At 66.8% G+C, this 21,321-nt stretch carries 21 protein-coding genes; 9 read left to right on the forward strand and 12 right to left on the reverse strand.

The window, feature by feature from the left end; translation table 11 throughout:
* Positions 1 to 285: 285 nt before the first annotated feature.
* On the reverse strand, positions 286 to 594 hold the full coding sequence (locus BRO63_RS34555) for a hypothetical protein (protein WP_256943394.1): 309 nt from the start codon (positions 592 to 594) through the stop codon (positions 286 to 288).
* Positions 595 to 715: 121 nt separating this feature from the next.
* Here BRO63_RS34555 and BRO63_RS23045 point away from each other — a divergent pair, with 121 nt between their 5' ends.
* Positions 716 to 1,660 (forward strand): LysR substrate-binding domain-containing protein, encoded by a 945-nt coding sequence (locus BRO63_RS23045; protein WP_088142044.1) that lies wholly within the window; start codon positions 716 to 718, stop codon positions 1,658 to 1,660.
* A gap of 131 nt (positions 1,661 to 1,791) precedes the next feature.
* On the opposite strand, the gene BRO63_RS23050 is transcribed toward BRO63_RS23045, so the two are convergent.
* Complete coding sequence (locus tag BRO63_RS23050) at positions 1,792 to 3,309, reverse strand: acetyl-CoA hydrolase/transferase family protein (RefSeq protein ID WP_088142045.1); 1,518 nt, start codon at positions 3,307 to 3,309, stop codon at positions 1,792 to 1,794.
* A 240-nt stretch (positions 3,310 to 3,549) separates the two neighbouring features.
* On the opposite strand from BRO63_RS23050, the gene BRO63_RS23055 reads away from it, so the two are divergent.
* A complete protein-coding gene (locus BRO63_RS23055; protein ID WP_088142046.1) occupies positions 3,550 to 4,470 on the forward strand; it encodes a LysR family transcriptional regulator in 921 nt (306 codons plus the stop codon).
* A 233-nt stretch (positions 4,471 to 4,703) separates the two neighbouring features.
* Complete coding sequence (locus BRO63_RS23060; RefSeq protein ID WP_088142047.1) at positions 4,704 to 7,112, forward strand: DUF3772 domain-containing protein; 2,409 nt, start codon at positions 4,704 to 4,706, stop codon at positions 7,110 to 7,112.
* Positions 7,113 to 7,161: 49 nt separating this feature from the next.
* Here BRO63_RS23060 and BRO63_RS23065 read toward each other — a convergent pair whose 3' ends face one another.
* Both BRO63_RS23065 and BRO63_RS23070 read right to left on the reverse strand, forming a co-directional pair.
* Positions 7,162 to 7,836: a hypothetical protein gene (locus tag BRO63_RS23065; RefSeq protein ID WP_088142048.1), complete on the reverse strand. Its 675-nt coding sequence runs from the start codon at positions 7,834 to 7,836 to the stop codon at positions 7,162 to 7,164.
* 44 nt (positions 7,837 to 7,880) lie between these two features.
* Entirely contained in the window at positions 7,881 to 8,345 is a 465-nt protein-coding gene (locus BRO63_RS23070; RefSeq protein ID WP_088142049.1) for a hypothetical protein, read from the reverse strand.
* Positions 8,346 to 8,799: 454 nt separating this feature from the next.
* On the opposite strand from BRO63_RS23070, the gene BRO63_RS23075 reads away from it, so the two are divergent.
* Positions 8,800 to 9,090, forward strand: coding sequence for an antibiotic biosynthesis monooxygenase family protein (locus BRO63_RS23075; RefSeq protein WP_013395456.1), 291 nt, complete (start codon positions 8,800 to 8,802; stop codon positions 9,088 to 9,090).
* 30 nt (positions 9,091 to 9,120) lie between these two features.
* Here BRO63_RS23075 and BRO63_RS23080 read toward each other — a convergent pair whose 3' ends face one another.
* The 6 genes from BRO63_RS23080 to BRO63_RS23105 form a co-directional block, all read right to left on the reverse strand.
* A complete protein-coding gene (locus BRO63_RS23080) occupies positions 9,121 to 9,480 on the reverse strand; it encodes a nucleotide pyrophosphohydrolase (RefSeq protein WP_088142050.1) in 360 nt (119 codons plus the stop codon).
* A gap of 2 nt (positions 9,481 to 9,482) precedes the next feature.
* Positions 9,483 to 10,025 carry a 3'-5' exonuclease gene (locus BRO63_RS23085; protein WP_319946456.1) on the reverse strand — a complete coding sequence of 181 codons (543 nt, stop codon included), beginning with the start codon at positions 10,023 to 10,025 and terminating at the stop codon, positions 9,483 to 9,485.
* 85 nt (positions 10,026 to 10,110) lie between these two features.
* Positions 10,111 to 10,335 carry a DUF1653 domain-containing protein gene (locus BRO63_RS23090; protein WP_013395459.1) on the reverse strand — a complete coding sequence of 75 codons (225 nt, stop codon included), beginning with the start codon at positions 10,333 to 10,335 and terminating at the stop codon, positions 10,111 to 10,113.
* A 104-nt stretch (positions 10,336 to 10,439) separates the two neighbouring features.
* Positions 10,440 to 11,876: a methyl-accepting chemotaxis protein gene (locus tag BRO63_RS23095; protein WP_088142052.1), complete on the reverse strand. Its 1,437-nt coding sequence runs from the start codon at positions 11,874 to 11,876 to the stop codon at positions 10,440 to 10,442.
* Between the two features lie 183 nt (positions 11,877 to 12,059).
* A complete protein-coding gene (locus BRO63_RS23100; RefSeq protein ID WP_088142053.1) occupies positions 12,060 to 12,770 on the reverse strand; it encodes a glutathione S-transferase in 711 nt (236 codons plus the stop codon).
* A gap of 62 nt (positions 12,771 to 12,832) precedes the next feature.
* Positions 12,833 to 13,900 (reverse strand): GlxA family transcriptional regulator, encoded by a 1,068-nt coding sequence (locus BRO63_RS23105; protein WP_088142054.1) that lies wholly within the window; start codon positions 13,898 to 13,900, stop codon positions 12,833 to 12,835.
* A gap of 139 nt (positions 13,901 to 14,039) precedes the next feature.
* Here BRO63_RS23105 and BRO63_RS23110 point away from each other — a divergent pair, with 139 nt between their 5' ends.
* The 5 genes from BRO63_RS23110 to BRO63_RS23130 are packed head-to-tail and all read left to right on the forward strand — an operon-like array spanning position 14,040 to position 18,835.
* On the forward strand, positions 14,040 to 15,092 hold the full coding sequence (locus tag BRO63_RS23110) for an ABC transporter substrate-binding protein (RefSeq protein ID WP_013395463.1): 1,053 nt from the start codon (positions 14,040 to 14,042) through the stop codon (positions 15,090 to 15,092).
* A 9-nt stretch (positions 15,093 to 15,101) separates the two neighbouring features.
* Positions 15,102 to 16,154, forward strand: a complete 1,053-nt coding sequence (locus BRO63_RS23115) for an ABC transporter ATP-binding protein (protein WP_088142055.1) — start codon at positions 15,102 to 15,104, stop codon at positions 16,152 to 16,154.
* On the forward strand, positions 16,151 to 16,999 hold the full coding sequence (locus tag BRO63_RS23120; protein ID WP_088142056.1) for an ABC transporter permease: 849 nt from the start codon (positions 16,151 to 16,153) through the stop codon (positions 16,997 to 16,999). Before BRO63_RS23115 ends, BRO63_RS23120 begins: the two co-directional genes overlap by 4 nt.
* Positions 16,996 to 17,787, forward strand: coding sequence for an ABC transporter permease (locus BRO63_RS23125; protein ID WP_013395466.1), 792 nt, complete (start codon positions 16,996 to 16,998; stop codon positions 17,785 to 17,787). Before BRO63_RS23120 ends, BRO63_RS23125 begins: the two co-directional genes overlap by 4 nt.
* Before the next feature lie 34 nt (positions 17,788 to 17,821).
* Positions 17,822 to 18,835, forward strand: coding sequence for a proline racemase family protein (locus tag BRO63_RS23130; protein WP_088142057.1), 1,014 nt, complete (start codon positions 17,822 to 17,824; stop codon positions 18,833 to 18,835).
* A gap of 57 nt (positions 18,836 to 18,892) precedes the next feature.
* On the opposite strand, the gene BRO63_RS23135 is transcribed toward BRO63_RS23130, so the two are convergent.
* Positions 18,893 to 20,491, reverse strand: a complete 1,599-nt coding sequence (locus BRO63_RS23135; RefSeq protein ID WP_088142058.1) for a GMC family oxidoreductase — start codon at positions 20,489 to 20,491, stop codon at positions 18,893 to 18,895.
* 5 nt (positions 20,492 to 20,496) lie between these two features.
* A complete protein-coding gene (locus tag BRO63_RS23140; protein WP_088142059.1) occupies positions 20,497 to 21,318 on the reverse strand; it encodes a shikimate dehydrogenase family protein in 822 nt (273 codons plus the stop codon).
* Positions 21,319 to 21,321 lie beyond the last annotated feature (3 nt).

The raw sequence follows: 21,321 nt of genomic DNA on the forward strand, positions 1-21,321 counted from the left end.
TCGCGGTTCAAAACTGTCTGAACTGCGAAGGAGCGAGACTATAGCACAAGTTTTCCGCCTGTCTTGGGGCGCAGCCAACTATTTGTTCGTACCTCGCGCCGGACCTTCCACATTTCAGCCGCCCGCGCTCTTCTTCCGTGCGATGCAGCACCATATATAGGCGGAGGACCGGGCTGCGCGGCGATGAACGCGCGGCCCCGCCTCTATACCTATATATAGATACGAAGCGGGGCCGCAAGAAAGAGACGCAATGCCAGGCCGCCAGTCAGCGGTCGCAGGATCCACCTACCAGCGCAGGTAGTCCACATCGCGCAGCCGCGCCAGATCGCGCTTGACCGCGGCTTCATTCATCAGCCATCCGGGTGCGCCCAGGTCCTGCAGCATGTGCTCGTCCAGGTCTGCGGCCAGATGGCGCTGCCGCGCTTCATTGCGGCGCTTGCGATAGGCTGCCGCAAGCATGGCGAAAAATCCAGGCAGCGGCGGCGCTGCCTGCTCGGCGCCAGGCGCGGCGCCAAGCGTGGCTGCAGGTTGCTGACGATCCCTGGACGTGGCGACCAAGGCCGGCGAAGACGGGGTACAAAGCTGTGCAGACATGATGGGCTCCAGGTATTGATGCACTTTGGTAAGCGTAGTCGCCCAATGTCCCGCTGAAAATCGAATTGTTTTGGGGTTATCGGTAAGCTATGATGACCAATCTTCACCTCTGGTCCGAGCCATGCGCCTGCCACTCAGTACCCTCCCCGCCTTCCGCGCCGTGGCCGAACTGCAGAATCTGCGCGCGGCGGCCGAACGGCTGCACCTGACCCACAGCGCCGTCAGCCAACAAATCAAGGTGCTGGAAACCCAGCTGGGCTTTCCCCTGTTTGAGCGCAGCGGCCGGGGCATTGTCCTGAATTCGGCGGGCGCAGCGCTCTTGTGCAGTGTGCAGGGCGCCATGGCGCTACTGGATGAAGGCACGATGGCCGCATCGGCCGCGGCCTCCGGCAGCGAGCAGCGTTTGCGCGTGTCGGTACTGCCCTCTTTCGCGCAACGCTGGTTGTTGCCGCGCATGGCGCGGTGGCGCGAGCGCAATCCAGGCCTGACGCTGGAAATCGAGACCTCGCAGCAAGTGGTGGATCTGTTGCGCGACGGCTTTCACGCCGCGCTGCGTTTTGGGCGCGGCCCCTGGCCGGGCGTGGAATCGGAGACCTTGTTCGATACGCCCCTGCCCCTGATCGTCCTGGCGTCGCCGGAAACCGCGGCGGCGCTCCCCGATCATTCGCCGCAGACGCTCGCGCGCCAACCTTTGCTGGGCGAGCGCGAACTCTGGCAAACCTGGTTCAACGCCGCCGGCCTGAACACGCCCATCACGCCCGTGGCTTCCTTCAACGATGCCGGCATGATGATGCAGGCCGCCGAGCAGGGATTGGGCATCACCCTGGGCCGCCAATTGCTGGCCGCCGACGCGCTGTGTTCGGGCCGGCTGGTGCAGATATCCCCCATCAGCATCGAGTACGAGCAGGCGCAGACCTATCACCTGGTGTACCGGCCCAGCCTGCGCGACTGGGCGCCGCTGGTGGAATTGAAGCAGTGGTTGCGGGACGAGCTCGAGATGTCGCGCGAAAACCTGAGCGCACCCAAGTCCGGTCCCGCCAAGAAAGGCCAGGCAAAAAAAAGGTAAAGCAGCGTCTGCTGCCTTACCTCTACCCAATCGCGGCGCCAGCGGAAACCATGATCCGCAAGCCGGAACGCGCTACGCACGCAAGAGCCGGCAGGCGCCGCGGCGGCGGCAGTCACACGTTCTGGCGAATCTCAGGCCACCTTGCGCGCCGCCGGGTTGGCCAGCCGCATCGTATCGGTTTCGTTGAAACGCTGGTGCCAGGAGAATGCTTCTTCGAGCAGATGCGGCGTGTGGCCGCCGCGCTCGCAGGCCCGGTCGAAATAGTCCTGCAGAGCGTCGCAGTAGGACGGGTGCACACAATTCTGGATGACCGCGCGCGCGCGTTCGCGCGGCGCCAGGCCGCGCAGGTCCGCCAAACCGCATTCCGTGACCAGCACGTCCACGTCGTGCTCGGTGTGGTCGACATGGGACACCATGGGCACCACGCTGGAGATGTCGCCATTCTTGGCCATGGACTTGGACACGAAGATCGCCAGGTGCGCATTGCGCGCGAAATCGCCCGAGCCGCCGATGCCGTTCATCATGTGCGTGCCGCCCACGTGCGTGGAATTGACGTTGCCGTAGATGTCGAACTCCAGCGCCGTATTGATGGCGATGATTCCCAGGCGGCGCACGATCTCGGGCGCATTGCTGATCTCTTGCGGGCGCAGCACGATGCGTTCGCGGTAGTGCTCCATGTTGGCCAGGATCTTTTCGTACACCGGCTTGGATACCGTGATCGAAGAGGCCGATGCGAACGCGAGCTTACCCTGGTCCAGCAGTTCGATGGCGCTGTCCTGCAGCACTTCGGAGTACATCGTCAGGTTTTCGAAGCTGGATGACTCGAAGCCGTGCAGCACCGCGTTGGCGATGGTGCCGATGCCGGCCTGCAAGGGCAGCAACTCATTGGTCAGGCGGCCGGCGTCGACCTCGCGGCGCAGGAAGTCATTGATGTGGCCGGCGATGGCATTGGTTTCCTCGTCGGGCGGCAAGGCGTTGGACGGGCTGTCCGGCTCCTGCGTGATGACGATGGCGACGATCTTGGCCGGATCCACCGCTATGCAGGACTGGCCGATGCGCTGGTCGGGGGAAACCAGGCCGATGGGCTGGCGCGCCGGGCGGGCTTCGGGCACGTAGATATCGTGCAGGCCCTCGATGGCGGCGGGCACGCCCATGTTCAGTTCGATGATGATGACTTCCGCCTGCTGCGCAAAGGAGGCAGAGTTGCCCACCGACATGGTCGGCACGATGGCGCCGGTCTCGGTGATGGCGGCGGCCTCGATGATGGCCACGTTGATGGGGCCGATATGGCCCGCGCGCAGTTGCTCGACGGTTTCGGACAGGTGCTGGTCGATGAAGGCGATTTCGCCCTGGTTGATCTTGCGGCGCAGGGTGGTGTCGACCTGGAACGGCATGCGGCGCGCGAGCGCATTGGCTTGCGCCAGCATCTTGTCCGTGTCATGGCCCAGCGACGCGCCGGTGATCAAGGTGATGGAGAGCGGTTCGCGCTCGGCGCGGGCCGCCAACGCCGCCGGCACCGACTTACAGTCGCCCGCGCGGGTGAAGCCGCTCATTCCGACGGTCATGCCGTCCTTTACCAGCAAAGCCGCCTGATCGGCGGAAGTGATCTTGGCGCGCAGCCCAGGGTGGCGGATACGGTCGAGATGCATGGTGTCTCCAGATTCAAGGGCCTACGTGCGGCGGGGCGCGGCGTTGCCGCCGTGCGCCCAGGCGCCGTCTGACGCGGCGTTTCCCAAGGTTCCCGGGCCGACTCGAGACGGCCCGGGAACGAATTTTCGGCAGTATAGGAAGGCCGGCTCAAATCTCGTAATGACTTAAAATCATCCAAATCAGTCGCTTTTTTCATCGTTTGAACGTTTTGCGCGCAACGCGCAGGGGAATCCCGGTCCATGGACGTGCGCGCACTGCGGTACTTCGTCGAAACCGTCAGGCATGCCAGCTTCACGCAGGCGGCCAAGGTGCTGTTCGTGACGCAGTCGACGGTAAGCAAGATGATTCGCCAGCTCGAGGAAGAAGCCGGCACGCCGCTCTTGATCCGCGACGGCCACACGGCCCGCCCCACCGATACCGGCCGGATCATGTACCAGCGCGGCTTGCAGGTGCTGGAAACGATGCGCCAGCTGTCGGAAGAACTGCGCCAGACCGCGGACCTGCGCCGGGGCGCGCTGGAAGTCGGCATCCCGCCCATGATCAATCTGCTGTTCACGCCGGTGGTCAAGCGCTTCCGCGAACTGCATCCCGGCATCCACCTGACCCTGCGCGAAGGCACCGGCCAAGCCGTGGAAGGACTGGTCGCGAGCGGCGAGCTGGAAGTGGGCGCGACCATACTGCCGATCGCGCCGGACGGCGGCCTGGCGGCCCAGCGCTTCGGCAGCTACCCGATCTGGGTGATAGGCCCGCCCGACGCGCCCTGGGCCGGCAAGACCTCGCTGCCGCTGTCCGCCCTGCGCGATGCGCGCCTCTTGATACCCACGGACGACTTCGCCATGACCCGCCGCCTGCGGCAGGCTTTTGCCGAGGCCGGCTTGCAGCCCGGCATCGCGGCCCAGAGCGCGCATTGGGATTTCCTGGTGGCGATGGCCTCGGCGGGCCTGGGCGTGGCCTTGCTGCCCGAACCGCTGATGCTGCGCATGAAGACTCGCGGCCTGAGCACCGCGAAGCTGGCCAAGTCCGGCCTGCAGTGGGAAGTCGGCCATATCTGGCAGCAGTCCGGTTATCTGTCCTATGCCGCCCGCGCCTGGCTGGAGGTGTGCGATGCCGTGCTCGGCAAGCCGAAGCAGCGCGCCGCACGCGGCGCCCGCCCTGTCTGAGTTGAATCCAAACGTTGACCACGTAAACAGGGTTTGCGGACGCCTGTCACGCATCGACCCGCCAGAGGCGGCGCATCGCCTATCCGGCCCTATTTCTACCCCTGGCCCGCGCTGCCGCTCCGGCGATTGGCCCGATCAAAAAAAATAGGGCCATGGCGCTCGTTTTTGTTGCAACAGCCAGGGCGCCGGCGCGCTATGCTCCCGCCTCGAATGCGAGCGACTCGCCCCAGAATATGACACAGACTTCCATTGCCCTGCCCGCGCGGCCCCGGCCCTCGCGCGCGCCCGTTTTCGTGGCGCTGATCGCGGCGCTGCTGCTGGTACTTTTCCTGTTGCCCGCCCACGCGGCGGCGCCGCCCACGCCCGCCGACACCGAAGCGGCGCTGGCGACCGCGCGCAAGCAGATCGACGACATCCGCAAGCGGGTCGCCGACGAGACCGATGACGCCACCTTGGTAAAACAGCGCGGCGATGCGCTGGACATCCAGTCCAAGGCCGATGCCGCCGCCGAGGCCCTGACGCCTCAGCTGGCCAGCGTGACGGCCCGGTTGAGCGAACTGGGCACGCCGCCCGAAGGCGTCAAGGAAGCGTCCGACGTCGCCGCTCAACGCATGCAGCTCGACAAGACCAGCCGGGCGCTGGATGCGCAGATCAAACTGGCCAGGCTGCTGTCCGTGGATGCAGGGCAAACGGCCGAGCAGATATCGGCGCAGCGGCGCAAGCAATTCCAGGCGCGCCTGGGCGAGCGGCGCGATTCCTTCCTGTCCGACCAGTTCTGGACCGAGTTCCGCGAGGAGTTCCCGCGCGACCTGGAACGCCTGGAGGCGCTGCGCGACGACCTCGCGACCGCGGTCGGACAGACGCCGAAATGGGGCTGGTTGCTATTGGGCGCGGCGATCGCGCTGACGATCGCCTTGCGCGTCGCCATCGGCCGGGTGCTGCTGCGGATAACCGCCACTCGCGTGCCGCCGGGACGCCTGCGCCGCTCGTTTCTGGCGGTCACGCATGTGGTCCTGGCCGTCGCCACGCCGGGCGTGGTCGCGCTGTTGATCCACATGGGACTGGACTGGAATTCGCAGCTGAGCGACAACACCTCGTCGCTGCTCGCGAACCTGGTGGGGACGGTCTGCTTCGGCGGCTACGTGTCCGGCCTGGGCTATGCGCTCCTGTCCGCCAACCGGCCGTCGTGGCGCCTGCCCCCCGTCAGCGACATTGTGGCGACGCGGCTGCGCTGGTTGCCTGGCGTGCTGGGCGTGCTGGTGGTGATGATCTGGCTGGCCGAACGCCTGCCGGTGCTGTTGAACGCCAGCCTGACCACCACCATCACGCTGACCGGCATCGTCGCGGTCCTGACCATGGCGACGCTGGGCGCGGTGCTGGCCATCAGCCGCCGGCTGCGGCGCCAGGCCATGCAGGAAAGCGAGACGCCGATCCCGTTCTGGGTGTCGCTGCTGCTGGGCGCGGTGTGGACCGTGTTGATCCTCAGCCTGGCCAGCCTGCTGGCGGGCTATGTGGCGTTCGGCAGCTTCATGGTCAAGCAGGTGCTGTGGGTGCTGATCGTGCTGGCCTCGGCATACCTGTTGTCGACGCTGATCGAGGATGGCTTCAGCACGCTGCTGGGCACCTCGCACCGCGACGGCGGCGAGCACGAAGCGCCCAGCATGCGCGACCAGGCGGCCGTGCTGCTGTCGGGCGTGGGCCGCGTGGCGGTCGGCCTGCTGGCCGTGATTCTCTTGGCGGCGCCCTTCGGCGAGGCGCCGATGGACCTGCTGCAGCGCTTTGACCAATTGCGCAAGGGACTCGCCATCGGCGAAGCCCAGATCCGCCCAGGCGCGGTGCTGCAGGCGCTGATGGTGCTGGGGCTGTCGCTGCTGGCCGTGAAGATGCTCAAGCGCTGGTTGTCCAACCGCTATCTGCCCACGACCGAGCTGGATCCGGGCATGCAGCTGTCGGCCGCCACGCTGTTCGGCTATGCCGGTTTCGTGATCGCGGTGGCGCTGTCGCTGTCGGCCGCGGGCATAGGCCTGGAACGCGTGGCGTGGATCGCAAGCGCGCTGTCGGTGGGTATCGGTTTTGGCTTGCAGGCGGTGGTGCAGAACTTCGTGTCCGGCCTGATCCTGCTGGCGGAACGCCCCGTCAAGGTGGGCGACTGGGTGTCGCTGGGCGGCGTCGAAGGCGACATCCTGCGCATCAACGTGCGCGCCACGGAAATCCAGATGGGCGACCGCTCCACGGTGATCGTGCCGAATTCGGAGTTCGTCACCAAGACCGTGCGCAACGTGACCCGTTCGAATCCGTTGGGGCTGGTGCAGATCAAGCTGCCCTTGCCCCTGTCCACCGATGCTGAGCAGGTGCGCGAATTGATCCTGCAGGCCTTCTCGGATCATGAGGACGTGCTGGACACGCCCGCCCCCAATGTGTTCCTGGATGGCATCGACGGCGGCCATCTGATCTTCAATGCCAAGGGCTACGTGTCCTCGCCCCGCGCGGCCTACGGCGTGCGGAGCGCCCTGCTGTTCACCCTGCTCAAGCGCCTGCACGACGCCGGCCTGGAGGTATCGTCGCCTCCCACCATGCTGCTGGCTTCGGCCCCGCAGCCGGCGGCGGCTCCCCTCGCCGTCCCACCGCCCGCCCAATCCTGAATCTCGTCCCTCCCTCGTCCCGCCCCGCCGGGACGAGCGGGCCCCAGCCTCAGCCCGGCGTGTACAGATCGGTATAGGTCCGGTTGCGCAGCGGCGGCGACGCCAGCGCGGCGCTCTGCACACTGCGCACCGGATAGGCTTGCGCCTCGGGCGCGGGAGGCGCAGGCGGCGCAGGCCGGTCGGCCAGGACCGGGCCGCCGGCAGGCGGCGCCACCTGCGCCACCGCATTGCTGTCGAAGCGGTGATCCGCCGTCGTCAGCGCAGGATTGGTGCACAGTCCCTGCGCCACCAGCGCCGCCTTGGTGCGGTCGTCGGTCTGGCACAGGATATCGATGGCCGCGGTTTCCAGGCGGCGCGAGCGATCCGCGTCCCTGGTCGAGGCGGCCGCCTGCATGGTGCGTTCGAAATTGCGCCGCAGACTGCACTTCTGGTCCTCGATCGGGATCGCGATGTTCATGCCGAAGCCGACCACGGCGCCCCCCCCGCCCGCCGAAACCATGCAGCTGTCGGACGAGAAAGAACCGTAGAAACTTTGTCCGCCCAGCGGCGGCACGCTACGCAGCGTGCTGGACCCGCTGTTGTTGGAGTTGAGCGTAATGCCCTGATTGTTGCCGGCGTTGGTCGATCCCGAGGACGCCGATGTCGTCGCGCTGGAACTGCTGGTCTGGGCGCTGGCGGACACCGCCGCCAGCGACAGGGAAATGGCAAGCACTATGGTCTTCATGATGTCCCCTCGCCCGGACGGCCGAAGCCGTCCGGATAACTGGGTCAGTGATTGAAACCGCCGACATGGCCCACCGGGCCGATGCCGTGTATCGACCCGAACGCCCCCACATTCACCGCATGGAACGAACCCGTCGCCGAAGCGCTGGTATCCGTCTTGGCGAAGGTGGCGCCGCCGTTGGCGATGCTGTCGCCCACCATGATGGGCGCATTGCCCGAAACATGGCCGTACGAATCGCTGTTGGCGTACTGGCGCGTGCTGGTGACGACTTGCGTGCCATCGCGGCTGAAGCTCCCACCCACTTCCGCAACGCCGCCCGTCATGCCGAACGACACCTGGGTGGAAGAGCCATAGCCGTTGATCTGGGTAGCGGCCACGGAACTGCCCGTGGAGATGGATGATGCGGTGCCATTGATTGCGCCGGCGTGGCCGGTAATTGATCCACCGGGGTCCGCATAGGCCGAGACAGCGAACAAGGACAACGCGGCGACTGCCATGAGCTTTTTCATTTCAGCTCCTCCTGCTCCGTGCATGCACGGATTCACGATTACCGGCGACCGACCGGCGCGGACCGTTACCGCTCAGCGCCACGCCTGGACAATGACGAAAGGCGTGGGACTTTCGTATTGGTACGGAATGATTGCGCCGTCCTAGGTAAGTCGATATCGGCTAAACGGGCGACCGGGTCCCGATGGACGATCCCCAGCTGTAAAACAATCGGCCAGATTTGCGGCAATCTTGCGCGACGCCCGTGCGTATGGACGAGGAGAAACGCGCTGGATCCGCGACACGCGCGCCCGGATTCAACTTTATGGATGGGAAGCCGGGCGGTCGGCTCAGGCAAGTTCCCTAGCGCGCACAACCGAAGCGGTAGCGGCCGGTACGCGCCGCGTCCGGAATTTTCAGCGATACTACGGCGGCCGGCCGGGCGCTACCCGGCCTCATCTGTTTGGAGACCAGACCATGATCCAGGAGATTGCCAGCATCCATGTCCGCGAAGGACAGGAAGCGCTGTTCGAGGCGGGCGTCGCGCAGGCGAAACCGCTGTTCTTGCGGGCCCGCGGCTGCCACGGCATGGAGCTGTACCGCAGCATCGAGCAGCCGCAGCGCTATACGCTGGTGGTGGACTGGGAAACCGTCGAGAACCACATGGTCGATTTCCGCGAATCCGGCGATTTCCAGGAATGGCGCAAGCTGGTGGCGGGCTTTTTCGTCGAACCGCCCCAAGTGCATCACGAACAAAAGGTGATCTGACGCGGCCGGCCTGGCCGCGGCGCGCGCGAGTCAGGCCTGCTCGGGCGGATCGTCATACTTGCGCGCGCTGCCGCGAAAACGGTCCGCCGGATACTTCCGCGCATTCTTGACCATCTTGCCCGCGACCGCGTCGGCGATATCGATGCCGAGCTGGTCGGCCAGGGCCACCAGGTACATCTGCACATCGGCGATTTCGTCCGCGACCTCGGCCAGCTTTTCCGGCGGCATCTGGCGCGACTCGGCCTCGCTCAGCCATTGGAACAGGGACACGAGTTCGCCCGCCTCTCCGGCCAGCGCCATCGCCAGGTTCTTGGGCGTATGAAACGGCTGCCACTCCCGCTCTTCAGTAAAGCGGCGCACGGCCAGCCGGATCTGTTCCAGGTCGGACATGGCTACTCCTGGCCCGCGGCCAGGCGGGAACTGGCGGCCAGCGCCACCGCCACGGTCGTGCGCACGTCGGCCAGCGCGCGGTGGGTGGGATCGGAAGCGCCCACATGGCGCGCCAGGATCTCCAGCTTGTGCGAGGGCAGCTCCGGCCAGGCGCGCCGCGCCAGCGCCAGGGTGCAATGGGTGGAATTGGCGAATGGCAGGCCGGTCTGGTCCGCCGCCGCACCCAGGAAGCGCCGGTCGAACGACGCATTGTGGAAAAACACAGGCAGGTCTTCCACGAAATCCAGGAAGGAGGAAAACGCCTGCACCACCGGCACGCCATCGCGGTCGACTTCCGCCTGCGTGATGCCGGTAAGCCGGCTGATGAAGGACGGCACCGGACCGCGGGTACGCACGACTTGCGTGTACTCGCGCTCCAGCGCCCCCGCCTCGCCCACGCGCACCGCCGCGAACTCCAGGATCTCGCAGGTCGCGGTGGACAGGCCGGTGGTTTCCAGGTCGGCCACGATGAACGGGCCGCGCAATGCCTGCAGCGCCGCGGCCAGGGCCTCCGCGCCCGCCTTGCCGCCCGCCGCCCGGACGGGAGAGGCACCGCTCGCGCGCGGCCGGCGATAGAAGTACGTCACAGCCTTACTCCGCCGGCCGCAAGGGCGCAAAGCGCGGCGCGCCATCGGGCAACTGGCCGAAGAACATGTCCGCCGGACGCACCCACAGGCCGCGCTCGTGCGGCCACAGGTGTTCGTAGACGACCAGGGACTCCTCGGTTTCGGAGTGGCGGGCGGTGCCCACATAGAGGTAGAGGCCGCCCTTGTAATGGCGGTGCGAGGCGAGAGCCAGTGCTTCGGATTCGGTCATGGACGGTGGCTGCAAATGGCGCGGCCCGGGCGGATGGTTCCTGCCCGGGCCTGCGGGTTCAGATCAATACCGTCTTTATAGCGCATCGGGCCGGCGGCGCCGGCTCAGTAGCGCACGTATTGCCGTTCGGCCTGCGGCTGCAAGGGTCCATTGGCGGCCGGCCTGGCCCGCAGGGCTGGCGCCACGGGCCTGACCGGGGCGGTGGGCGACGCGGCGCGCGCGGGCTCGCCGGCCCGCTGCGTGATGTCCTCGGTGACCTCGCCGAGCCTGGCGGATTGGGCCAGCGACACCTCCACCACTTCCGCCATGATTTCAGTCACGCGGCGCGACGAGGCCACGATGTCGTCCATGGTCGTGCCGGCCGACTGCACCTGGCGCGCGCCGCTCTCGACCTGCTGCACCGAGGAAGTAATCAGGTTCTTGATTTCCTTGGCCGCCGCGGCGCTGTTCTGCGCCAGGCTGCGCACCTCGGCCGCGACCACCGCGAACCCCTTGCCGTGAGCGCCAGCGCGCGCAGCCTCGACCGCGGCGTTCAGCGCCAGGATGTTGGTCTGGAAAGCAATGCCGTCCATGACCCCGATGATTTCGGAGATGCGGCGCGAACTCTGGGTGATGCCGCCCATGGTCTGCACCACTTCCTGCACGGTATGGCCGCCCTGTTCCGCCACGCGACAGGCGTCCAGCGCCAACGTATTGGCCTGGCCCGCGCGCTCGGCGTTTTCGGTCAGGCCCTGGACCGCGACGCGCAGCGTCTGGGCGGCGGTAAAGCGCCGCGTGATGTCGGTGGCGTACTTGACGACCTTGACCGGCCGGCCTTCGGCATCGAAGATCGGGTTGTAGCTGGCTTCGATCCAGACTTGGCGGCCGCCCTTGCCGATGCGCAGGTATTGGCCGGTGTCATGCTCGCCGTTGCGCAGCCTGCGCCAGAACTCCTGGTACGCCGCGCCGCGCGCCTCTTCCGGCGGGACGAACATGCTGTGGTGCCGCCCCAGGATCTCGTCCGCGCGGTAACCCACCGCGCCCAGGAACAGATCGTTGGCACGGATGATGGTGCCGTCGAGTTCGAACTCGATGATGGCCTGGACCTTGGAGATCGCCGCAAGCTGGCCTTCCACGTCCGCCTGCCGCTGCTGCTGCGCGGTGATGTCCACGGCGTACTTGACCACTTTGATCAAGCGATCATGGCGGTCGTAGATCGGGTTGTAGGAGGCTTGCAGCCAGACGTCGCCGCCGTCCTTGCGGATGCGGCGGTAACGCCCCGCATCGCGCCCGCCCTGCCGCAAGCGGCTCCAGAATTCCGCGTAGGCGGCGGACGCGCGCTCTGCCGGATCGACGAACATGCGGTGGTGCCGCCCCGCGATCTCGTCCAGCGCGTAGCCCATGGTGGTCAGGAAGTTCGGGTTCGCCGCCAGGACGTGGCCGTCCAGGTCGAACTCGATGACGGCCTGGGCGTTATGGATCGCTGCGATCTGCCCAAGCATGTCGGCCTTCTGCATGCCGCGCTCCACGCGCAGCAGTTGGCTTAAGGAAATCCATTTCATCGTGACGTCTCCTACCCGGACCCCCGGGTGGCCTGATGCCGTTCGACCTATCTGCCGCGAGACAAATGGAAATATTTATTAAACAATTTGCAAATATTTAATCTTAAAAATGAGCGGGTCTCAAGATTTTCAAGAGACCCATCAAGAAAATCGGCATTCAGCAACACCAGGGTTTATCCGGACTCAAGCCGCATCCAATTCGCGATATTGGCGAAATATTCCCTCCCCGAAAGGCAGGCGCCTGCCGCTTTCAAAATACGGCTGCAATTCCGCCAACGCCGCCACGCGCGCATGCAGCGCCATGACCTTGGGATAGCGCACCGCCAGCGTCGCCATGCGTTTCGGAAAGGCATACAGCAAGCCGTCAACCAGGTGGAACATGGACAGGTCCACATAGGTCCAGCGCTTGCCGCCCGCCAGCCAAGCCTGCGGCCCGTCCAGCACGCGTTCGAAGTAGCCCAGGAACTTGGGCATGCGCTCTACGCGGAAGCAGCGCGCGCGGCGCGCGGCCTCGACCTTCTGGTCTTCGTAGTACTCGCTGGCGGATATTGGATGATGCGTGTCGTGCGCTTCGGCCACCATGTCGGCGATGGTGAGTTGCAGTTGGTTCACCCACAGCCGCCCTTCCAGCGAGTCCGGCGCCAAGCCATGCTTTTCGCCCAGGAACAGCAGGATGTTGGCGGTCTGCGCCAGCGTCATCTTGCCCGCCACCAGATAGGGCGGCGCGAACGGCGGATGCTTGCGCTCCGCGCTCAGGTCCGCGACCAGCGTGCCTTCATCCGCGCCCGGCTGGCGCGCGCATTCGCGATAGGGGATGCCGCCAGCCTCCAGGGCCAGGCGCACGAACTCGCCGCGCCCGGGTATGCCGTCCCAGTACCAAAGGTCATAGGTCATGTCGTCTCCTTCCGTTGATACGCCTGCGACCTGCCTGCTCCGGAACGAGCCGTGCTCAGGCCCTAGGCGGGAAACACGCTGACGCCGCTGTCGCGATCCGCGGCCTGCTGATACTGGCGCGGCGACTGGCCGAAATGCGCGCGGAAGTCGCGCGAGAAATGCGCGCCGTCGGCAAAGCCGCAATCCAGCGCGATCTGCGTGATGCTGCTGGGATTGTTCAAGAGCAGCCAACTGCCGTATTCCAGCCGCAACTGCCGCTGGAACGCCATGGGCGACATGCCCGTCGCCAGGCGAAATGCGCGTTCCAGCTGCCTGCGCCCCACGCCGACGTAGCGCGCAATCGCGTCCAGCGGCGGCGGGTTGTCAATGCGCTGCTCGATGAAGTGCGCAGCTTGGCGCACGCGCAGGTCCTGGATGCCCGACAGATCCGTGTGGAAGTGCGCTTGCGGCACGCGCCCCGGGCGCACGCCTTGCAGCATCATGTGCCGCATCGCCTGCTGCGCCTTGTCGCGCCCGCAATGGCGGGCCACCAGGTACAGCGCCAGGTCGATTGCAGCCGTGGAGCCGGCGCAGGAAATCAGGTCGCCTTCGTCCACGAACAGTCGGTCCACCACCGCGCGGGCTTGCGGAAAGCGCTCGCGGAAGGTGTCCAGGACGTTCCAGTGCACGCAGACCGTGCGCGGCCCGATGACGTCCGCCTGCGCCAGCGCGAAGGTGCCAGTGCATATGCCCAGCAGCCGCACGCGCTGCGCCGCCGCCAGCCGCAGCCAGTCGCGCAAAGGTTCGGGCAGGCGGCCGTTGAAGTAGTCGTTGCCGCCGCAAACCGCCACATAGTCGAACTGGCTCGGGTCCTCGGGCAGGCCGTCGGCCACATCTATGGTCAGGCCCGCGCTGCAGCAGCGCGGTTTGCCGTCCCAGCTCATGACGCGCCAGGCGGTATGGATCTGGCGGCTGCGTCCGCCGTGGTCGCCCGCCAGCCGCAACACGTCCACCAATCCGGCAAAGGCGGCCAGCGTGAACTGGTCCAGCAGCACGATGCCTACGGTCAGTGCGGGTTTCCCCTGGGGCAGGCCGCTGAACTCGTCGTCATAGGAGAAAGACGGCGCCGCGGCGGGTGTAGCGGTTTCCATGTCGCAATTATTCAAGTTTTTGTCCCAGGCCTTCAAGCTGGTTTTCCCGGGGATCGCCCAAGATGCATCTATGGCACCGTGCTGCCGCGCCCGCCGGCGCAGTCGCAACGGGCCGATAAATCGACAAGGGGAATCCGACATGGCAACACCTACCCGCAGCGCGATCCGCGCCGCCTTGCTGGGAACCGGCCTGCTGCTCGCAGGCCAGGCGCTGGCCCAGCAGCAGAAGATCACGGTCGCCTGGTACGGCGGCAACTGGGGCGACGCGTTCCGCGCCTGCGTGGCCGAGCCCTACACCAAGGCGACTGGCGTGGCCGTGGTGCCGGAAGTCGGCACGTCCACCACCACGCTGGCCAAGCTGCAACAGCAGAAGGGCGCGCCCACCATAGACGTGGCCTGGATGGACGGCGGCATCAGCGAACTGGCCGCCGAAGCGGGCGTGCTGGACGCGCTGGATCCCGCCGGCATCCCCAACCTGAAGAACGTCATCGACCAGGGCGTGTACCGCAACGGCGCTGGCGCCTACGCCGTCAGCACCGGCTACTACTCGCTGGGCATCGCCTACAACACCAAGGAAGTGCCGCAACCGCCCACCAGCTGGAAGGACCTGTGGAAGCCCGAGTACGCGGGCGCCGTCGCCATTCCCTCGCCGGCGAACTCGTCGGGCGTGCCGTTCATCTTCTTCCTGGCGCGGGTGTTCTCCGTCGACCCGTCCAATCTGGCGCCGCTGTACGCCAAGCTGGCGTCGCTGGACACCGCACTGTTCTTCGACAGTTCGGGCGCCGCCACCAACGCCTACCAGAGCGGCGAGGCCATCATCGGCGCGCACTTCAACGTGGGCGCCTGGGACTTGATCGACAAGGGCCTGCCCATCGGCTTCGCCGTGCCCAAGGAAGGCGCCTGGGCCACGGATGCGCGCCTGCATCTGGTGAAGAACGCGCCGAACAAGGCCGCCGCGCAGAAGTTCATCGACACCGCGCTCACGCCGGATGCCGCCGCCTGCCTGGCCACGCGCCTGTACCTGGGGCCCGCCGTCAAGGACGTGCAGGTGTCCAAAGACGTGGCCCGCAAACTGCCCTGGGGCGCGGACGGCTCGGTCAAGAACCTGAGCCTGTTCGACTGGAACCTCATCAACAGCCGCCGCGCCGAGGTCACGGACGCCTGGAACCGCCAGGTTGCCCGCAAGCGCTAGGGATAGAACATGTCCGCTTTGCTCACCATCGAAGGCGTGTCGATGCGCTTTGGCGCCTACCAGGCGCTGGACCGCATCGACCTGGAGATCCAGCAGGGAGAGTTCGTGGCCCTGCTCGGTCCCAGCGGTTGCGGCAAGACCACCCTGTTGCGCTCGATCGCCGGATTCCTCAGGCCCGAATCCGGCCGCATCCTGATCGAAGGCCAGGACATCAGCCGCCTGGCCGCGCACCAGCGGCCGCTGAATACCGTGTTCCAGAACTACGCGCTGTTTCCCCACATGAGCGTGCTGGAAAACGTGGCCTACGGTCCGCGGCGCCAGGGCGCGTCGAAGCAGGAAGCGGCCGGACGGGCGCGCGCCGCGCTGGACATGGTGGGCCTGGCGGACTTCGGCCCGCGCTATCCGCGCGAAATGTCCGGCGGCCAGCAGCAGCGCGTGGCGTTGGCGCGCGCCATCGTGAACCAGCCCAAGCTGCTGTTGCTGGACGAACCGCTGTCGGCCTTGGACCTGAAGCTGCGCAAGCGCATGCAGCTGGAGCTCAAGCACCTGCAGGCCAAGCTGGGCATCGCCTTCATCTTCGTCACGCACGACCAGGAAGAAGCCATGACCATGGCCGACCGGGTGGTCGTCATGCATGCGGGCAAGATCGAACAGGTGGGCGGCGGGACCGACATCTACCGGCATCCCGCCACGCGCTTCGTGGCGGAGTTCATCGGCGATGCCAACCTCATGCCGTTCACGGCCATCGACGGCGATGCGGTGCTGATGGATGCCCAGGGGCTGCGCGTGCCGCTCCCCGGCAAGACCGTGCCCGCGCGCGGCGTCGCGGTACTACGGCCCGAGGACCTGCGCCTGGCCGATGCAGCGGCGGCCACGGCCCTGAGCGGCACGGTCACCGACGTCATCAACGTGGGCAGCCATTGCATGATCCACGTGGACATCGGCGGACAGGTCCTGGTGGCGCGCCACGGCGGCATCGCGCCGTCCGGCCTGGGCCCGGGCGCCACGGCGCGCCTGGCATTCGCGCCGGAACACCTGCACCTGATCGGTGAACAGCCATGAGCATGCGCGCCTGGCGTTCGCCCTGCCTGCTGCTGGCGGCTCCCGTGCTGTTCTTCGCGGCCTTCTTCCTGGCGCCGCTGGCGGTGGTGGCGCTGGCCAGCATCACCGGCGGGCCTGACGGCCTGAGCCTCACCCCGCAGCAATACTTGCGCGTGCTGGGCGACCAGTACCACTGGGACGTGATCCTGGTGACCTTCCGGCTGGCGTTCTTCACTACCGTCGCCTGCGTGCTCCTGGGCTATCCGCTGGCCTGGTATCTGGTGCGGGTGGTGCGCTGGCAGGCCTGGCGGCGCTTCTGCGTCATCCTGCTGGTGGTGCCGCTGTTCACCAGCAACATCGTGCGCGCCTTCGGCTGGATGGTGCTGCTGGGCCGCAACGGCCTGGTCAACCAGGCGCTGGTGGGCGTGGGCGCCGCCGATCGCCCGGTGCGCTTCATCGGCACCGAGCTGGGCATCCTGATCGGCATGGTCTACGTGCTGCTGCCCTTCGTGGTGCTGGCGGTGGGCAATGCGCTGGCGCGGGTCGATCCGGCCTGCGAGCAGGCCTCGGCCGACCTGGGCGCCAGCCCCGCAGCCACCTTCTTCCACATCACCTGGCCGCTGACGCTGCCTGGCGTGGTGTCGGGCGCCATCATGGTCTTCACGCTGGCGGTCAGCGCCTACGTGACGCCGGCCCTGCTATCCGGCGGGCGCGTGTCAGTGCTGTCCATGCTGATCTTCCAGCAGTACAGCACGGTGTTCGACTTCCACTACGGCGGCGCGCTGAGCATGGTGCTGCTGGTGTTCACCTTGATATTGGTGGCGCTGGCCAACCGCGCCGCCGTCCTGCCGGGAGCCGCGCGATGATCGCCCGCAACCTGATCCGCCTGATCGCCCTGGGCGTGCTGGCCTACCTGGCCCTGCCGCTGGTGGTGATCCTGGGTTCCTCGTTCACGGCCACGCCTTACCTGGCGTTTCCGCCCAAGGGCTTCACGCTGGACTGGTACCGCACCCTGCTGATCGAAGCCGGCTATGTCGCGGCGTTCACGACCAGCACGGTGCTGGCCCTGGCCGCCACGGCCGCGGCCGTGCTGCTGACGGTGCCGGCTGCGCTGGCTGTGGCGCGCTACGAGTTCCCGGGCAAGGCCGCGCTGACCTCGGTGCTGATGTCGCCGCTGGTGCTGCCCCACATCGTGCTGGGCGCGGCGCTGTTGCAGTACGGCGCGTACTTCGGCCTGACGCGCAGCTTCCTGTCGCTGCTGATCGGGCACATCGTCATCATTGCGCCCTTCGTGCTGCGTTCCACGCTGACCTTGCTGACGCCGGAGCAGCGCGCGCTGGAGGAAGCTTCGGCGGACCTGGGCGCGAATCCCTGGACGACCTTCTTCCTGGTGGTGCTGCCGCAGATCCGGCCGGGCATCGTCACCGGTTCGATCTTCGCCTTCATCTCTTCGTGGATCAACGTGGAGCTATCCATTTTCAACACCACGGCGGACCTCAACACCATCCCCGTGAAGCTCTTCAACTACGTGCAATACACGATAGATCCGACCATCGCAGCCGTATCGGGCGCCACGATCGTGGTTGCGGTGATCGCCATCGTCATCCTGGATTTGACCGTCGGGCTGGACATGCTGTCCGAACGCGGCAAATAACTTTTCCCTACCTTACTTGTCTGGAGCCACAGTCATGCGCAAGCAAGACGCGTTCGATGTCATCTATACCCATACCGAAGGCGAGCCCCTGTGCATCGTGCATAGCGGCATCCCCTACCCCGCCGGCTCCACCATCCTGGAGAAGCGCGCCTTCCTTGAACAGAACTACGACTGGCTGCGCAAGGCGCTGATGCGCGAGCCGCGCGGCCACAAGGACATGTTCGGCGTGTTCCTGACCCCGCCGTCCAGCCCGGAGTTCGACGCCGGTCTGATCTACATCGACGGCACCGAGTATTCGCACATGTGCGGCCACGGCACCATCGCGGTCAGCATGGCCATGGTGGCCCACGGCCTGGTGCCGCGCGGCAAGGACGGCATCACCAAGATCCGCTTTGAGACCACCGCCGGCCTGGTGGTGTCGGAAGTGGCGTCCGAAGGCGACAACGTGCTGTGGACCCGCTTCGAGAACGTGCCCGCCTACGTGGCCGCGCAGGACATCCCGGTGGAGCTTCCGGGCTACGGCAAGCTGTCCGCCGACATCGTCTGGGGCGGCAACTACTTCGGCATCGTCGACCTGTCCGGCTGCGACCTGCGCATTTCGCCGGACAACGGCACGGAGCTGTCGCGCATGGGCCTGCTCGTGCGCGACCAGCTCAACGCCCGCCAACGCATCCAGCATCCGACCGAGGCCCACATCAACAACCTGAACTTCATCACCTTCTGGCACCAGCCGACCATCGAGGGCGCGTTCTACAAGAACGTGCACGTGTTCAGCGCCGGCCAGCTGGACCGTTCGCCCGGCGGCACCGGCACCAGCGCGATGATGGCCATGTTCGAGGCGCGCGGCAAGATGGGCCTGAACCAGCCGATCAAGTCGGAAGGCCTGCTGGGCAGCGGCGTGTTCGAGGGCTGCCTGCTGGGTGAAGTCGATCTGAACGGCACCCGCGCCGTGCGCCCAACGGTCAAGGGCACGGCCAGCATCCTGGGCACGGCGCGCTGGGTGATCGACAAGAACGACCCCGTTGGCGCCGGATTCCTCATCCGCTGAGGGGCAAAGGCGCACGGACCAATTGGCTCCGTGCGCCTTTGTCCAAGCCAGGCGCGGCTACGCTCGCGCCGCATCCTCCAGGATCATCTCCGCGCCGCGCTCGGCCACCATCATGACGGCGGCCTGGGTGTTGCCGGAGACCATCTTCGGCATCACCGAGGCATCCACCACGCGCAGGCCTGACAAGCCGTTCACGCGCAGCCGCACGTCGGTGACGGCGGCGGGGTCCGAACCCATGCGGCAAGTGCCTATCGGGTGGTAGATGGTCTGCCCATTGCGCCGCGCGAAGTCCAGCCATTCGTCGTAGCTGTCCACCGCCGCGCCTGGGCTGATCTCGGATTCCACGTAACGCCGCATGGCCGGCTGGCCGACGATGCGCCGGGCCACTTGCATGCCGCCCACCAGGCTGTCGCGGTCCACCTGGGCGGACAGAAAGTTGGGGCGGATCGCGGGCCCGGCCTGCGGGTCCGCCGACTTGATGTGGATGGATCCGACCGATTCGGGCCGCAGCTGCGCCACGCCTATCGTCATGCCCGGATGCCGGTCCAGGATGCGTTCGGCCGCGTTGGCGTAGCTGGCGTGCACGAAGAAGTACTGCATGTCGGGCGCGGGCAGGTCCGGCGCGCTTTTCACGAAGCCGTGCACCAGCCCCGTGCCCAGGGTCAGGATGCCCTTGTGGCTGGCGTAGTAGCGCGCCACCTGCTGCGCCAGGCGCCAGCCGCGCGACATCTCGTTCAACGTCACCGTGTCCTTCACCCGCCAGTTCATGCGCGTGGCAAAGTGGTCGATGTAGTTCTCCCCCACCTGCGGCTGCGCCAGCACCGGCGCAATGCCGAACGATTGCAGCAAGGCCGGGTTGCCGATGCCGGACAACTCCAGCAACTGCGGCGACTGCACCGCGCCCATGCACAGCAGCGTCTCGCGCCGCGCGCGCACGATGTGTTCCTGCCCGTTCTTGCGGTAGGCCACGCCCACGCAGCGCTTGCCCTCGAACACCAGCCGCGTCACGTGCGCGCCGCATTCCACGCTGAGATTCTTGCGGCCGGCGGCCGGTTTCAGGTAGCCTTCCACTACGCTCCAGCGCCTGCCCCGGTGCTGCAGCACCTGGTAGTAGCCCACGCCTTCCTGGCTGCCACCGTTGTAATCGGGGTTCAAGGGCTGCCCGTCTTCCTGCGCCGCCCGCAAGAAGGCATCTGCGATGGGAAAGCGTTCGGCCACCTCTTCCAGATGCATGGGGCCGTTCTTGCCGCGGCTGCCATCGCCGGGTTCATAGCATTCGATCTTGCGGAAGACGCGCTCGGCCTGGTTGTAGCCCCAGCCGGTGGCGCCGGCCGCCTCCCAGCCGTCGTAATCCTGCGGCTGGCCGCGGACGTAGATCATGCCGTTTATCAAGGTCGAGCCGCCCAGGCCCTTGCCGCGCGGCACGGCGATGGTGCGGCCATGGACGTTGTCTTCCGGCTCGGTGGCGAATCGCCAGTTGTATTCCGGATTCACCAGCAGCTTGGAAAAACCCGCCGGAATGGAGATCCACATGCTGCGGGCTTCGTGGCCGGCCTCCAGCATCAGCACGCGATGCTTGCCGTCGGCGCTCAGGCGGTTGGCCAGGATGCAGCCCGCCGTGCCGCCCCCGGCGATGATGAAGTCGTAGTCGCTCATGCGGGTCAGCGTCCTGTGCCGGCCGGCTGGTCCGCTGCCACGCCCAGCATCTGCGCCATCAGCTCGATCTGGCAGGCCAGCATCGGCGCGCCGTAATGCACCTTGCAGCCGCGGGCCTGCGCCGCCAGCAGCAAGGCGGTGTCCTTGGGCTGCATGATGACTTCGCAGACCAGCTGATCGGGCGTCAGGCGGCTGGCGTCCAGCGGCAGCGCGTCGTCCGGCTTCATGCCCAGCGAGGTGCCGTTGACCACCAGATCATGCCCCGAGGGGTCAGCCGTGCCCACGTCGATCCGGGCGCCGGGATGCAGCGACAGGATGCGCGCCTTGAGGTCTTCGGCCTTGGCCGTCGTGCGGTTGGCGATGGTCAGCCGCGACACGCCGGCCTGCACCAGCGCGAAGCCTATGGCATTGGCCGCGCCGCCCGCGCCCGCCAAGTAGGCGCTCTTGCCCTCCGGCGACACGCCCGCGCTCCGCAGGCCGCGCACGAAGCCTTCGCCGTCCAGCATGTGCGCCACCAGCCTGCCGTCGGCCTCGCGCCGCACCACGTTGGCCGCGCCGATCTTGCGCGCCACGGGAGTGGCGTCGTCCACCAGGTCCAGGATGGCGGTCTTGTGCGGAACGGTAACGATGACGCCGCCCAGGTTCTCCAGGCGCCGCAGGCCTGCCACCACTTCCGCCAGGTTGTCCGGCCGGGCATGGAACGGCACGCACACGCCGTCGAAACCGATGGCGGCGAAATGCTCGTTCATGCGCTGCGGCGTCTTCACGTGGTGGATGGGATCGGCCAGGATGCCGAACAGGCGCGTGGTTCCGGTGATTTCCTTCATGCT

This window comes from Achromobacter xylosoxidans (assembly GCF_002192695.1).
Lineage (GTDB): Bacteria > Pseudomonadota > Gammaproteobacteria > Burkholderiales > Burkholderiaceae_B > Achromobacter > Achromobacter xylosoxidans_C.

What these genes read in the sequence shown, in the direction of transcription:
- BRO63_RS23060 (WP_088142047.1), top strand. Translation starts at nt 4,704, where the DNA reads ATGACACAGACTTCCATTGCCCTGCCCGCGCGGCCCCGGCCCTCGCGC.
- BRO63_RS23120 (WP_088142056.1), top strand. Translation starts at nt 16,151, where the DNA reads ATGAGCATGCGCGCCTGGCGTTCGCCCTGCCTGCTGCTGGCGGCTCCC.
- BRO63_RS23140 (WP_088142059.1), bottom strand. Translation starts at nt 21,318, where the DNA reads ATGAAGGAAATCACCGGAACCACGCGCCTGTTCGGCATCCTGGCCGAT.
- BRO63_RS23110 (WP_013395463.1), top strand. Translation starts at nt 14,040, where the DNA reads ATGGCAACACCTACCCGCAGCGCGATCCGCGCCGCCTTGCTGGGAACC.
- BRO63_RS23105 (WP_088142054.1), bottom strand. Translation starts at nt 13,900, where the DNA reads ATGGAAACCGCTACACCCGCCGCGGCGCCGTCTTTCTCCTATGACGAC.
- BRO63_RS23130 (WP_088142057.1), top strand. Translation starts at nt 17,822, where the DNA reads ATGCGCAAGCAAGACGCGTTCGATGTCATCTATACCCATACCGAAGGC.
- BRO63_RS23045 (WP_088142044.1), top strand. Translation starts at nt 716, where the DNA reads ATGCGCCTGCCACTCAGTACCCTCCCCGCCTTCCGCGCCGTGGCCGAA.
- BRO63_RS23125 (WP_013395466.1), top strand. Translation starts at nt 16,996, where the DNA reads ATGATCGCCCGCAACCTGATCCGCCTGATCGCCCTGGGCGTGCTGGCC.
- BRO63_RS23095 (WP_088142052.1), bottom strand. Translation starts at nt 11,876, where the DNA reads ATGAAATGGATTTCCTTAAGCCAACTGCTGCGCGTGGAGCGCGGCATG.
- BRO63_RS23135 (WP_088142058.1), bottom strand. Translation starts at nt 20,491, where the DNA reads ATGAGCGACTACGACTTCATCATCGCCGGGGGCGGCACGGCGGGCTGC.
- BRO63_RS23090 (WP_013395459.1), bottom strand. Translation starts at nt 10,335, where the DNA reads ATGACCGAATCCGAAGCACTGGCTCTCGCCTCGCACCGCCATTACAAG.
- BRO63_RS23075 (WP_013395456.1), top strand. Translation starts at nt 8,800, where the DNA reads ATGATCCAGGAGATTGCCAGCATCCATGTCCGCGAAGGACAGGAAGCG.
- BRO63_RS23100 (WP_088142053.1), bottom strand. Translation starts at nt 12,770, where the DNA reads ATGACCTATGACCTTTGGTACTGGGACGGCATACCCGGGCGCGGCGAG.
- BRO63_RS34555 (WP_256943394.1), bottom strand. Translation starts at nt 594, where the DNA reads ATGTCTGCACAGCTTTGTACCCCGTCTTCGCCGGCCTTGGTCGCCACG.
- BRO63_RS23115 (WP_088142055.1), top strand. Translation starts at nt 15,102, where the DNA reads ATGTCCGCTTTGCTCACCATCGAAGGCGTGTCGATGCGCTTTGGCGCC.
- BRO63_RS23050 (WP_088142045.1), bottom strand. Translation starts at nt 3,309, where the DNA reads ATGCATCTCGACCGTATCCGCCACCCTGGGCTGCGCGCCAAGATCACT.
- BRO63_RS23080 (WP_088142050.1), bottom strand. Translation starts at nt 9,480, where the DNA reads ATGTCCGACCTGGAACAGATCCGGCTGGCCGTGCGCCGCTTTACTGAA.
- BRO63_RS23070 (WP_088142049.1), bottom strand. Translation starts at nt 8,345, where the DNA reads ATGAAAAAGCTCATGGCAGTCGCCGCGTTGTCCTTGTTCGCTGTCTCG.
- BRO63_RS23055 (WP_088142046.1), top strand. Translation starts at nt 3,550, where the DNA reads ATGGACGTGCGCGCACTGCGGTACTTCGTCGAAACCGTCAGGCATGCC.
- BRO63_RS23065 (WP_088142048.1), bottom strand. Translation starts at nt 7,836, where the DNA reads ATGAAGACCATAGTGCTTGCCATTTCCCTGTCGCTGGCGGCGGTGTCC.